The organism is Klebsiella africana, assembly GCF_020526085.1.
Taxonomy (GTDB): Bacteria; Pseudomonadota; Gammaproteobacteria; order Enterobacterales; family Enterobacteriaceae; genus Klebsiella; species Klebsiella africana.
In genome coordinates, this window is the sequence record NZ_CP084874.1 from 3,383,574 (window position 1) to 3,396,355 (window position 12,782).

10 protein-coding genes are annotated in these 12,782 nt (G+C 53.9%); 4 read left to right on the forward strand and 6 right to left on the reverse strand.

Translation table 11 applies throughout. From position 1 onward, the window contains the following. Positions 1–5: 5 nt before the first annotated feature. The 3 genes from LGL98_RS16470 to dpaL all read right to left on the reverse strand — a co-directional run bounded on the left by LGL98_RS16470 (position 6) and on the right by dpaL (position 3,832). Positions 6–1,244 carry a Zn-dependent hydrolase gene (locus tag LGL98_RS16470; protein WP_004141764.1) on the reverse strand — a complete coding sequence of 413 codons (1,239 nt, stop codon included), beginning with the start codon at positions 1,242–1,244 and terminating at the stop codon, positions 6–8. Between the two features lie 24 nt (positions 1,245–1,268). Then, a complete protein-coding gene (locus LGL98_RS16475) occupies positions 1,269–2,558 on the reverse strand; it encodes an aromatic amino acid transport family protein (protein WP_032411945.1) in 1,290 nt (429 codons plus the stop codon). 122 nt (positions 2,559–2,680) lie between these two features. Continuing rightward, positions 2,681–3,832, reverse strand: a complete 1,152-nt coding sequence (dpaL, locus tag LGL98_RS16480) for a diaminopropionate ammonia-lyase (protein ID WP_244609885.1) — start codon at positions 3,830–3,832, stop codon at positions 2,681–2,683. 371 nt (positions 3,833–4,203) lie between these two features. On the opposite strand from dpaL, the gene LGL98_RS16485 reads away from it, so the two are divergent. From LGL98_RS16485 to LGL98_RS16500, 4 genes are all read left to right on the forward strand, one after another. Beyond that, positions 4,204–4,665, forward strand: a complete 462-nt coding sequence (locus LGL98_RS16485; RefSeq protein WP_002898209.1) for an Lrp/AsnC family transcriptional regulator — start codon at positions 4,204–4,206, stop codon at positions 4,663–4,665. 175 nt (positions 4,666–4,840) lie between these two features. After that, positions 4,841–6,241: an asparagine--tRNA ligase gene (asnS, locus tag LGL98_RS16490; RefSeq protein WP_136032057.1), complete on the forward strand. Its 1,401-nt coding sequence runs from the start codon at positions 4,841–4,843 to the stop codon at positions 6,239–6,241. A gap of 591 nt (positions 6,242–6,832) precedes the next feature. Further along, entirely contained in the window at positions 6,833–7,915 is a 1,083-nt protein-coding gene (gene ompK35 / locus LGL98_RS16495) for a porin OmpK35 (RefSeq protein ID WP_136032055.1), read from the forward strand. A gap of 187 nt (positions 7,916–8,102) precedes the next feature. Beyond that, positions 8,103–9,293 carry an amino acid aminotransferase gene (locus tag LGL98_RS16500; protein WP_136032053.1) on the forward strand — a complete coding sequence of 397 codons (1,191 nt, stop codon included), beginning with the start codon at positions 8,103–8,105 and terminating at the stop codon, positions 9,291–9,293. Between the two features lie 60 nt (positions 9,294–9,353). Here the strand turns inward: LGL98_RS16500 and LGL98_RS16505 are convergent, their stop codons facing one another. The 3 genes from LGL98_RS16505 to ldtD form a co-directional block, all read right to left on the reverse strand. Then, the gene (locus LGL98_RS16505) at positions 9,354–10,001 is read right to left on the reverse strand and encodes an MBL fold metallo-hydrolase (RefSeq protein WP_025712948.1); all 648 of its coding nucleotides are present in this window, start codon (positions 9,999–10,001) and stop codon (positions 9,354–9,356) included. A 13-nt stretch (positions 10,002–10,014) separates the two neighbouring features. Continuing rightward, positions 10,015–10,566: a peptidoglycan L,D-endopeptidase MepK gene (gene mepK / locus LGL98_RS16510; RefSeq protein WP_004201403.1), complete on the reverse strand. Its 552-nt coding sequence runs from the start codon at positions 10,564–10,566 to the stop codon at positions 10,015–10,017. 302 nt (positions 10,567–10,868) lie between these two features. Then, entirely contained in the window at positions 10,869–12,659 is a 1,791-nt protein-coding gene (gene ldtD / locus LGL98_RS16515; RefSeq protein WP_136032051.1) for a L,D-transpeptidase, read from the reverse strand. Between the last annotated feature and the right edge of the window lie 123 nt (positions 12,660–12,782).

The window sequence follows — 12,782 nt, forward strand, 5'->3', positions numbered from 1 at the left end:
AAACATTAGTCCATACGCTGGGCGCGCTGTAAAACCACCTGCAGCAGCACATTGGCGCCAGCAATCAGATCTTTGGCTGCGCTATGTTCTTTGACGTTATGGCTAATGCCATCGACGCAGGGGACAAAAATCATCCCGGCGGGACATACCGACGCCATAAATTGTGCATCGTGTCCGGCGCCGCTTGGCAAACGTCGGTAACTGAGCGCCTGACGCTCCGCCTCGGCTTCCACCGCATTGACGATCTCATCGGCAAAAATGACCGGATTAAAGCGCACCAGTGAGCGGCTGGTTATCTCCACGCCCTCTTCCTGCGACGTTTTCGCGACAAATTCGGCCAATTGCTGCTCTGCCAGACATAAGATCGCATTATCGGTATTGCGGAGATCCACTGACATGACGACATGGTTGGGAATGACGTTGATTAGATTAGGCTTCACGCTGAAATGTCCAACGGTAGCTACCTGATTACCACCAAGGCTTAGCGCCAGCTCACGGGCAAAAACAGCGATTTTCGCAGCCGCCAGCCCGGCATCACGTCTCATGGACATTGGGGTAGTACCCGCATGATTCGATACGCCTCTTAGGGTAAATTCCTGCCACGAAATACCCTGTACGCCGGTAACCACGCCAATATCAATCTGCTCTTTATCAAGAATTGGTCCCTGCTCGATATGCAGCTCAACGTAGCTATCTACCGCCATATCTCCCGGCTGACGTTCGCCTTTATAACCAATGTTACGCAGCGCTTCATCGAGCGTGATACCGTCGAGATCTTTTGCCGCGAGCGCCTGCGCCAACGGATACTCGCCGGCAAACACCACGCTGCCCATCATATCGGGCTGAAATCGCACCCCCTCCTCGTTAGTAAAGAAGGTTACCGCCAACGGTCGTCGGGTGCGGATCCCGGCATCCTGGAGGGTGGCAATCACCTCAAGGCCGGCCATAACGCCGTAGTTGCCATCGTATAACCCACCGGTGGCGACGGTATCGATATGTGACCCCATCATCACCATCGGCAACGTCTCCTCGCCGTGATAAACGCCGGTGACATTGCCGATAGCATCAATTGACACGCTCAGGCCCAGCGCCTTCATGCGGGCTACAACAAAGTCCCTGCCGGCTTTATCTTCGGCAGTCGCTGCCAGGCGGCATACGCCGCCACCTGGCAGCGCACCATGTTCGCCAAGTGCATACAGGGAATCGATAAGCCGTTGGCCGTTAATCTGCAGATAATGACTCATATAACATCTCGCTAATAATGGTGGTTATTGGAACATGCCGTAAAAAATGGCAGATACGGTGATAAGACCGATCAGGGTGACGAAAACGTTGCTCGCTTTACCGCGCCAGGGGGCAAGCACCGGTAATTTATGAATGGCGTACATAGGCAACAGCAGCAGAATTGCCGCCCCAGTGGGACCGCTGATGCATTCGATAATACCGAGGATACTGGGATTCTTGTACGCGGCGAACCAGCAGGTAAGCACCATAAACACCAGGATGACCGCGTCGACGAGGCGAATACCTGGTTTTTTACCGCGTGCGGCGGCGGCCTCCAGAATCAGGTCGCGCAGCGATTCATAGGCGCCGATGTAGTGGCCAAGAAATGATTTAGTAATAGCGACAAAGGCGATAATCGGCGATAGCCAGGCAATAATCGGTGTATCGTACTGATTGGCCAGATAGGACAAAATCGACAGATTCTGGGCTTTGGCTTCCGCCAGTTGCTGCGGCGACAGGCTTAACACGCAGCTGAGAACAAAAAACAGCACCACCACCGTCATGAGCAGGATACCGTAGCGCTGGATCTGCGCACATTTACCCTCAGCGAGCGCCAGACCGTAACGCTGCTTCTGGCGCACCACCATCGGCGAAATGATGGGATAGTGGTTAAACGACATCACCAGTACCGGGAAGGTCATCCACAGGGATAACATGATCCCCTGCCCATCGCCCGTGGCGCTGAAGCTTACAGTTTGCAAAATTGCGCCGTTCCAGTGCGGAATCAGAAAAAGTGCCATAAAAATAAGCGAGATGATGAAGGGATAAACCAGAGTGCTCATCACCCGCATTATCAAACGCTGTCCGAAACGGACGATAAACATCAACCCGAGGATCAGAACGATGGCCACCAGCGACCGGGGAGGCTCGGCCATTGCCAACTGGTGGGTGATAAAGCTCTGCGCGGTGTTGGTAATAGCCACCGCATACATAATCAGAATGGTATAGACGGCGAAGAAATAGATGACGGTAAATACTTTTCCCGCCAGCGCGCCAAAATGCTCGCCAATAACATCGGTAATACTGCTTTCCGGCGTATTGGAAGAGTAAATGAATCTCGCCAGACCGCGGTGAGCCAGATAAGTAATAGGAAAAGCGAGGACAAAAACAATCAGCAGCGGCCAGAAGCCGCCAATTCCGGCATTAATCGGCAGAAACAGCACCCCGGCGCCAATGGCGGTACCGAACAGGCCAAGGACCCAAACGGTATCTTCGCTATGCCACTTTGCGGGATCGGAACATCCTTTATTGATAATTATATTTTCAGTATTCATCGGTCAGGTTCTCTCTATGCATGACGCGAAAGCGCGTATGTTTTCGTTATGAGTCAGAACGCTTGTCATACCGAGGGCTTGTAGGGTAGGTAAGATGGCCCCCTTGTTATTGTCGATAGCGCTCAACCATTACGGCCAAACCAGACGATGTCTTCATAGACATCGGGTGATGTATCTCCTTCCGTGCTGATTAACAGAACCTGTGCATCGGCATTCAGGCGCAGCGATTCGGCAAGCTCGCGATACTCCGGTTGAGTCATCAGCGCATAAAGCACTCCTGTGCCGATAGCGCCGGATTCCCCGGAGACAAAAGGTTCGTCAGTACCTGGTCGCGGAGCGGCCAACAGGCGCATGCCATTGGCGGCCAGACAATCGTCGGCGGAAATAAAACAGGTGGCATGGTCGCGGAGCATTGGCCAGCTGGTGATATTAGGTTCACCACAGGCAAGCCCGGCCATCAGGGTTGACATATCCCCGCCGACGCTGTGCGGCAGTCCGTCATTAATGATTGCCGAGCGATACAGGCAGTTCGCCTTGTGCGGCTCAACGATGATGATGGTGGGAGCCTGCTGCTGCATCTTTTCGATGAAATATCCCATGATGCTGCCAGCAAACGACCCGACCCCAGCTTGTAGAAACAGATGCGTCGGCATCGGCGCTCCGCTTTCAGCCAGCTGCTGCCAGATTTCAACAGCGAGGGTCATATAGCCTTGCATGATCCATGTGGGGATCTGCTCGTAGCCCTGCCAGGCGGTATCCTGGAGTAGAACCCATCCCTGCTCGCGCGCGGTTTTGGCCGCCAGCCGAACGGTGTCGTCGTAGTTCAGTTCAGTAATCGTGCATTCGGCGCCATGCCGGCGAATATTCTGCGCGCGTACCGGTGACGAGCCCTTTGGCATATACACCACCGCACGCAGCCCAAGCTGCTCAGCCGCCCACGCCACGCCACGTCCGTGGTTACCGTCGGTAGCAGTCACAAATACGATGTCCTTGATACGCGCCTTAATCACTGGTGAATTAAGCTCGGCAAAGCTCAACGTATTAATATCTCGCTCGAGCAGAGCGGCGAGATATTTCCCCATCGCATAGGATCCGCCTAATCCTTTAAACGCATTCAAACCGAATCGCTGCGCTTCATCTTTTATATGGATTGATCCCAGCCCCAGCCGCTGGCTTAAAAATTCCAGCTTACGCAGCGGCGTGACCCGGTAATCAGGAAATTTTTGATGGAATGCCAGCACTTCGTTCCCCACGCTTTCATTCAGCAGACTCAAGTCTGCTCCCTGGCCATAGGGCTGCCGCCGGGCGTTAAGTTGATATTTAATTGTGTCCACTATTCAGGCACCTCTATTTTCATATCGTCCTGCGACGATAACGTTATTTGCGACCATTCCGCCTAAACGACGGGTGCACGGAGCCGTGCGGCCTGAGACAGGACGGTCGCTTTAAATTGGTTAAGTCAGAATGTGAGAGGCTTTTTGTCGCGATATACCGCTTCCCCACTGCCTGTGATGGTACACTGCGCCCGGCGGTTAATTGGCGCAAAGTTGCCCATCGCGCCGCAATTTTCACTCTGTTTTATCATTCTCACGCAACAACGTTGCATTAGTGAGGTTGATCACAGGCTTGCAGGACGAGATATATGATGAAACTTGACGCATGGGATAAAAAAATTCTTACGCTCTTGCAGCGTAATAATCGCTTGTCGCAACGGGAGATCGCCGATCGGATCAGCCTGTCTCCTTCGGCAGTCAATCGGCGTATCGCTGCACTGGAGGATGCAGGGGTGATTAAAGGCAGTGTTAGCTTAGTGGACGCCAGTAAAGTAGGAAGACCAATCACCATTATGGTGCAGGTGACCATTGAGAATGAACGTCTCGATCTGCTTGAGGAGGATAAACAGCGTTTCGTAACCTGTCCGCAAGTGCAGCAGGTCTACTATGTCACTGGCGACTTCGATTTTCTGCTCGTGATCAACGTCCGTGATATGGCGGAATACGAAGCGCTAACCCGTGAACTCTTTTTTGCCTCGGGAAATATCAAGTCTTTCCGGACCATCGTGTCGATGCAAAATGCGAAGCAGGAAATGACGGTCATTATCGAGTAAGTCGTGTAAAAGTCGAAATGGTGAGCCAAAGAACGCCCCGGAGGTGTATTTATTTCCGAAATCCACCCTTCCCTGTGCGAAATCTACTTGTCTGATGGAAGATGACAGGTAACATAGATATCCCCCCGCTGTTGGGGGAAGAGACTTTTTTATTGGACTACATAGAGAGATTATTATGAGCGTTGTGCCTGTAGCCGACGTACTCCAGGGCCGCGTTGCCGTTGACAGCGAAGTCACGGTCCGCGGATGGGTGCGTACCCGCCGAGATTCTAAAGCTGGCTTTTCTTTCCTCGCCGTCTATGACGGTTCCTGCTTTGATCCTGTACAGGCCGTTATTAATAATTCTCTGCCCAATTACAATCAGGAAGTGCTGCGTCTAACCACAGGTTGCTCGGTGATTGTCACCGGTAAAGTCGTGGCTTCCCAGGGTCAGGGTCAAAGCTTTGAGATCCAGGCGACCAGCGTGGAAGTGACCGGCTGGGTGGAAGACCCGGACACCTACCCGATGGCGGCCAAGCGCCACAGCATCGAGTATCTGCGTGAAGTGGCGCACCTGCGTCCGCGCACCAACCTGATCGGCGCAGTTGCCCGCGTGCGTCACACCCTGGCGCAGGCGCTGCATCGCTTCTTTGATGAGCAGGGCTTCTTCTGGGTCTCCACCCCGCTGATCACGGCCTCCGATACCGAAGGCGCTGGCGAAATGTTCCGCGTGTCGACGCTGGATCTGGAAAACCTGCCGCGTAACGATCAGGGCAAAGTCGATTTCGACAAGGACTTCTTCGGTAAAGAGGCATTCCTGACCGTTTCCGGCCAGCTGAACGGCGAGACCTACGCCTGTGCGCTGTCGAAGATTTATACCTTCGGCCCGACCTTCCGCGCCGAGAACTCCAACACCAGCCGCCACCTGGCGGAATTCTGGATGCTGGAGCCGGAAGTGGCCTTCGCTAACCTGAACGACGTTGCCGGTCTGGCGGAAGCGATGCTCAAGTACGTCTTCAAAGCGGTACTGGAAGAGCGTGCGGACGACATGCAGTTCTTCGCCGAGCGCGTGGATAAAGACGCTATCGACCGTCTGCAGCGCTTTATCACCGCTGATTTTGCCCAGGTAGATTACACCGACGCCGTCACCATTCTGGAAAACTGCGGCAAGCAGTTCGAGAACCCGGTGTACTGGGGCGTGGATCTCTCCTCCGAGCACGAACGTTACCTGGCCGAAGAGCACTTCAAAGCGCCGGTGGTGGTGAAAAACTACCCGAAAGACATTAAGGCGTTCTACATGCGCCTTAACGAAGACGGTAAAACCGTCGCGGCAATGGACGTCCTGGCGCCGGGCATCGGCGAGATCATCGGCGGTTCCCAGCGTGAAGAGCGTCTCGACGTGCTCGACGCGCGTATGGCCGAGATGGGGCTGAATAAAGAAGACTACTGGTGGTATCGCGACCTGCGCCGCTACGGCACTGTGCCGCATTCCGGCTTTGGTCTGGGCTTCGAACGCCTTATCGCTTACGTAACCGGCGTGCAGAACGTCCGCGATGTCATTCCGTTCCCGCGTACTCCGCGCAACGCGACATTCTAAATTTTTCTGCCATAAACCTGAAAGGCCAGCGCAAGCTGGCCTTTTTTTATGTCAATTACTGTTAGCAAAATTCAACAAACTTAAACATCAAGGCCTGGAAATCACATTTATGTTACGCACTATTTCGGTGCATACCGGTGATGCAGATCGCACTTTATGTTCATAACAGAGCAAAACCTCTGATAAATTTGCTCATTTTTTAACCTTCCACCGCACATCTTGCAAAGACAAGGTCTGAATAAAAAGAGGGCGAATTTAATACATAAAATGAGCAAATTTACGCTTATCCAAATTAATCATAAATATTTCATATAGATAGATATGGATAGGCGAATTACCTCACCACGTGGAACGGAATTTTGATTAAGTTCACAAAGTTCCCAAAAATACATACTTAGTTACATGTTTTTTCTTTTTGTTACTCATATGAGATATTAGTAGCATTTTCCGGCTAGCGAAACGTTGTCGCGGATGGAAAGATGCCTTCAGACACCAAACTCTCATCAATGGTTCTGTAAGTTTTTATTGACAGAACTTATTGACGGCAGTGGCACGTGTTCATATAAAAAATATTAATGAGGGTAATAAATAATGATGAAGCGCAATATTCTGGCAGTGGTGATCCCTGCCCTGCTGGTAGCCGGTGCAGCCAACGCTGCAGAAATCTATAACAAAAACGGCAACAAACTGGACTTCTACGGAAAAATGGTCGGCGAGCACGTCTGGACCACCAATGGCGACACCAGCAGCGACGATACCACCTATGCCCGTATCGGCCTGAAAGGCGAAACCCAGATCAACGATCAGTTGACCGGTTATGGCCAGTGGGAATACAACATGGATGCGTCCAACGTTGAAGGTTCCCAGCCAACGAAAACCCGTCTGGCGTTCGCGGGCCTGAAAGCAGGCGAATACGGCTCATTCGACTACGGCCGTAACTACGGTGCAATCTACGACGTCGAAGCGGCAACCGATATGCTGGTTGAATGGGGCGGCGACGGCTGGAACTACACCGACAACTACATGACCGGTCGTACCAACGGCGTGGCAACCTACCGTAACTCTGACTTCTTCGGTCTGGTTGACGGCCTGAGTTTCGCGCTGCAGTACCAGGGTAAAAATGACCACGACCGCTCGATCCACAAACAGAATGGCGACGGCTTCAGCACCGCGGCTACTTACGCGTTCGACAACGGTATCGCGCTGTCTGCAGGCTATGCTAACTCTAACCGTAGCGTCGATCAGAAAGCTGACGGCAATGGCGACAAAGCTGAAGCTTGGGCAACCTCTGCAAAATATGACGCCAACAACGTCTATGCGGCCGTCATGTACTCCCAGACTTACAACATGACTCCGGAAAACCAGGGTAACTACTTCGCTGGTAAAACCCAGAACTTCGAAGCCGTTGTACAGTATCAGTTCGACTTCGGCCTGCGTCCGTCCATCGGCTACGTACAGACCAAAGGTAAAGACCTGCAGGCGCGCGGCGGCTTCTCCGGCGGCGATGCAGATCTGGTTAAATACGTCGAAGTGGGTACCTGGTACTACTTCAACAAGAACATGAACGTCTATGCGGCGTACAAGTTCAACCAACTGGACGACAACGCCTATACGCGTGAAGCTGGCGTAGCGACCGACGACCAGGCGGCCGTGGGTATCGTTTACCAGTTCTAATTTGCAGTACACCCCTTCGTGATATGCCTTCAGAGCAGGACTTCGGTCCTGCTTTTCTGTATTCGTGAGGTAAAGATCGTCTCTTTTGAAAACCTTCGCGCTTTTTGTCGCAAACGGTTGGCAATTCGTTATTCTCCCGTTAACCTGATAGCGGATTTCCCTTCAGTAATCACAATGGAACCTCGTCATGTTTGAGAACATTACCGCCGCCCCAGCCGACCCGATTTTAGGTCTGGCCGATCTGTTTCGTGCTGATGACCGCCCTGAAAAAATTAACCTCGGAATTGGTGTTTACAAGGATGAAACCGGTAAAACACCCGTTCTGACCAGCGTCAAAAAAGCAGAACAGTACCTGCTGGAAAATGAAACGACTAAAAACTATCTGGGCATCGATGGTATTCCTGAATTTGGTCGCTGCACCCAGGAACTGCTGTTCGGTAAAGGCAATGCGATTATCGCCGATAAACGCGCCCGCACCGCGCAGACCCCGGGCGGTACCGGTGCGCTGCGCGTCGCCGCAGACTTCCTCGCGAAAAACACTGACGTAAAACGTGTGTGGGTGAGCAACCCAAGCTGGCCGAACCATAAAAGCGTGTTTACCTCTGCCGGGCTGGAAGTGCGTGAGTACGCTTACTACGACGCGGCTAACCACGCGCTGGACTTTGATGGTCTGCTGGCCAGCCTGAACGAAGCCCAGGCTGGCGACGTGGTGCTATTCCACGGCTGCTGCCACAACCCAACCGGTATCGATCCGACGCTCGACCAGTGGCAACAGCTGGCGCAACTGTCGGTCGAAAAAGGCTGGCTGCCGCTGTTTGATTTCGCTTACCAGGGCTTCGCCCGTGGTCTGGAAGAAGATGCTGAAGGGCTGCGCGCCTTTGCTGCGCTGCACAAAGAGCTGCTGGTCGCCAGCTCTTACTCGAAAAACTTTGGCCTGTACAACGAGCGCGTCGGCGCCTGCACCCTGGTCGCCGCCGATCAGGAGACCGTGGACCGCGCATTCAGTCAGATGAAATCGGTGATCCGCGCCAACTACTCCAACCCGCCTGCGCATGGCGCATCCGTGGTCGCCACCATTCTGAGCAACGATGCGCTGCGAGCTATCTGGGAGCAGGAGCTGACCGATATGCGCCAGCGCATCCAGCGTATGCGCCTGCTGTTCGTCAATACCCTGCAGGAGAAAGGCGCGAGCCGCGACTTTAGCTTTATCAGCAAACAGAATGGCATGTTCTCGTTCAGCGGGCTGAGTAAAGAGCAGGTCCTGCGTCTGCGCGAAGAATTCGCTATCTATGCCGTTGCTTCCGGGCGTATCAACGTAGCCGGGATGACGCCTGACAACATGGCGCCGCTGTGCGAAGCCATCGTCGCCGTGCTGTAAGCGCTGTATAAAGAAAAAGGCCGCGAATGCGGCCTTTTTTATATGTTCACGTCATGTCTGTTACCAGACCGGCATCTCGTCCTGCAGGAATGGGTTGTTACGACGTTCCTCACCCAGCGTCGACAGCGGACCATGGCCGGGAATAAAGGTCACATCATCGCCCAGCGGCAATAGCTTATCCTTAATAGCCGCAATCAGCTGCCCATGGTCGCCGCGCGGAAAATCGCTGCGCCCTACTCCGCCTTTAAAAATCACATCTCCGGAGATCAGCAGCCGGGAGGCGTTATCAAAAAAGACCACGTGACCCGGCGTATGGCCCGGGCAATGCAGGACCTGCAGCGCCACATTCCCCACATTGACCACATCGCCTTCATTGAGCCAGCGATCCGGACGCAGCGGCTGGCAATCCTCCAGGCCGAACATCCGGCTTTGCGCCGGTAATCCTTCCAGCCAGAACTCATCTTCTTTTTCCGGGCCAATAACCGGTACGCCATAATGCTGCGCCAGTTCCGCCGCAGCGCCAACGTGATCGAGGTGGCCATGCGTCAGCAGGATCTGCATTAGCGTGACGCCAGCTTCGGCGACCACCGCTTTGATACGTTCAGCATCGCCGCCAGGATCGACCAGCGCCGCCAGCCGGGTTTGTTCGCACCAGATAAGAGAACAGTTCTGCGCGAACGCGGTAACCGGAATAATACGATAGTTCATGACGCTCCTTTCGTTACCAGTGCCTTACGGGACCGGTATCAATATGCACAAAGTTACTACGTGGGTAATATCCTACACCACCTGCGCGCATAGATAACGCCGCTTTGCGAATATTGCTTAACGAAATACCTTCAATATGGAAATCCATCGCCTGCCCCTTGGTGTGATAGCTGTGTTTCGCTACACCACGGCTTCGTGCGCGGAGCTCATCATTGGTATCGAGGGAACGATAGCCAGAGATAAGTTGGACAGGTTTGTTGGTGCCAAGTAGGCCCTGCAACCGATAAAGATGATCGAACAGATTTGGATCGATGGACTTAATTTTATTCGCACGATAATCGCGGAAAAAATGGTTAAGTCTTGCTAATTCATCCTGAATATAGCCTCTGCCATCGAAAAACTCCGCCTTGAGCGATTCACCGGTATGCAGGTTATTCAGCGTCAAAATACGCGGACGGGGGGTCGAGAGGGTGGCAAATGCCGGCGCAGGGAGAATGGCGGCAGCACCCAGCGCAGCGCCACCCAACGCCAGCAATCTGCGGCGATTAGCGTCAAATTTGTCCATGATAATCAGGTCTACAGTCAATGAATCGTTATATACTTTTTCCGCCTTGCGCGATGCCAGGATCAGCTCGCTATCGCTCGCCACGACCGTGATGCTGCCCGGCAAAGGAGAGCGTTCGCGCTGATCGCGCTACGCATTGAGCGGAATGATATGTATATGCACTTCTGGCGCACGAAAGGCACCTTACCGGGCATTATTGCCAACGTCAAGGCAGCCTCACCCCAGGAAAATCGGGCGCTGCGGAGGAGCCGCGCCCTTTTTTACCCAGTGCTAGGACAACAAAATCCATTGAACTACTTCATTTACCTGATTAATTGTTCAGCTTTCGTCAGAATTTGTGCGCTGGATCGCGCGGTGAGATCGTAATTGTAAATATCTGTTCGATATTGTGTACGTCCATCAGCGTCCACAAACGCCGTTAAGTAATATAAATTCACCGGTATATTTTGCCGAATATTGACATAACGCGTGTCTCCCTGCTTCAGGGCGTCGGAAATACGCGTGTCATTCCAGCCCGCATCCTGCAGCAGCATATTGGCCAGCTCCGAGGCTTTATTCACCCTGACGCAGCCGGAACTGAGCGCGCGGACATCCTTCTGAAACAGATTATGGTTTGGCGTATCATGCAGATAGATAGCATCCGAACTCGGCATATTAAACTTGTAGCGCCCCAGTGAATTACGTGCCCCAGGCGCCTGCTGAAAACGGAACGGTAAATTGTTCTCGGTGATGGTTGACCAGTCAACCCGGTAAGGATCGATAGTCTCTTTACTGTTCCAGCCGCGCATCACGGTGTAGCCATGCTGCTCCAGATAGCCAGGATTATTACGCACCTTCGGCAGAATATCTTTGCGCGCCAGGGTCGGCGGTACGTTCCACGGCGGATTGACCACCACGTTATTCAGCGCACTGCTCATCATTGGGGTTTTGCGGTCCGGACGCCCCACGATCACCCGAGAAGCCAGCACCTGACTGCCGTCCTGGTAATAGACCAGCGAGAAAGCGGGGATATTCACCATGATGCCGGTGGACAGTTTGCCCGGCAGCAGACGTAGCCGCTGAATGTTTAGCGCCAGCACCCCGGCACGCTGCGCCGAGGAGACATTAAGCCAGTCGCGGGTGGACTGGCCGATAACGCCATCTGCACCCAGCCCCTGCATGGCCTGGAAGCGCTTAACGCCCTCCACCAGCTGGCGATCGTACACACCGCGCGCCGCAGGTTTACTCTTCTTCTTCGCCGACGGGCTCACCACGTCGCCAGGCAGGACGATATTAGCAGTATTCTCCAGCATGCCGGTACGCTGGAGGATCTCGCGCAAGGCGCCGATATCATTGCTCCATTCCCCGGGGCGCAGCGAGCCGCTGCCGGTCATTTGCGGCCACGGGCGTGAATCAGCCACCAGCGCCAGCAGCGACTGGTGCATGGCCTCATACTGCGGATGATGCGGCGCCAGGCCGGCGATAAACGCCGGCAGGGAGCCATTGTCCAGCGCCAGTTGCCACTGGTTAATCACCGACAGCGGCGGGGTCGCCATCTTGTACGGTGTCGAGCTATATAACCAGCGAGTCCCCTGGGTGGGGATGCCGCTGATAAAGTGCAGATAGCCCATCATAGCATCCGACAACACCACATCGCGCGCCATGCCGCTGACGGCAGGATCGGTCAGCAGGCTGACCCAGGTGGTAAACTGCGGCTGAAAACCGGCAATAGCAATTTCCGCCAGCTGCTGCTGGAACGCCTGCACCGCCTCGCGGTTTTCCCACATCGGTTTCATATCCCTGGCGGCGTATAGCGACACCAGCGGATTCATAAAGACGGGTTTGTAGCCAGCCGGCAACAGCGCTTCGATCTGGGCGCGACTGTTCGCCGCGGCTTCCATCGACAGCGGCTGCTCACCGGCCAGTTTAGCTACCGCCGGCGATTGCCCATCGCTTTGCGTCAGCGCGACGGAAAGCTCGCCAGGCGTTGCGGAACTATCACCTGGTACGACTTCAGGCTCTGCGGCCTGGACATTGAACAGCGGAGCAAATGCCAGTGCCAGGCTCAGACTGAGCGCTGACAATGGACGACCATACCGTTTCTTTAGCAACATCCCTTGCCCCCTGTTGTCACACATTGCTGCCCACAAAATTGGGGCTCTTTTTCAGTATATAAAGACGAAAAGGCTTTTGCCTTACCTAATGTAAAGAAGCTTAAAGATTATACCACCCTGGCA

Coding starts and splice junctions, on each gene's coding strand:
- asnS (WP_136032057.1), top strand. CDS start 4,841: ATGAGCGTTGTGCCTGTAGCCGACGTACTCCAGGGCCGCGTTGCCGTT.
- LGL98_RS16475 (WP_032411945.1), bottom strand. CDS start 2,558: ATGAATACTGAAAATATAATTATCAATAAAGGATGTTCCGATCCCGCA.
- LGL98_RS16485 (WP_002898209.1), top strand. CDS start 4,204: ATGAAACTTGACGCATGGGATAAAAAAATTCTTACGCTCTTGCAGCGT.
- LGL98_RS16505 (WP_025712948.1), bottom strand. CDS start 10,001: ATGAACTATCGTATTATTCCGGTTACCGCGTTCGCGCAGAACTGTTCT.
- LGL98_RS16500 (WP_136032053.1), top strand. CDS start 8,103: ATGTTTGAGAACATTACCGCCGCCCCAGCCGACCCGATTTTAGGTCTG.
- LGL98_RS16470 (WP_004141764.1), bottom strand. CDS start 1,244: ATGAGTCATTATCTGCAGATTAACGGCCAACGGCTTATCGATTCCCTG.
- mepK (WP_004201403.1), bottom strand. CDS start 10,566: ATGGACAAATTTGACGCTAATCGCCGCAGATTGCTGGCGTTGGGTGGC.
- ldtD (WP_136032051.1), bottom strand. CDS start 12,659: ATGTTGCTAAAGAAACGGTATGGTCGTCCATTGTCAGCGCTCAGTCTG.
- ompK35 (WP_136032055.1), top strand. CDS start 6,833: ATGATGAAGCGCAATATTCTGGCAGTGGTGATCCCTGCCCTGCTGGTA.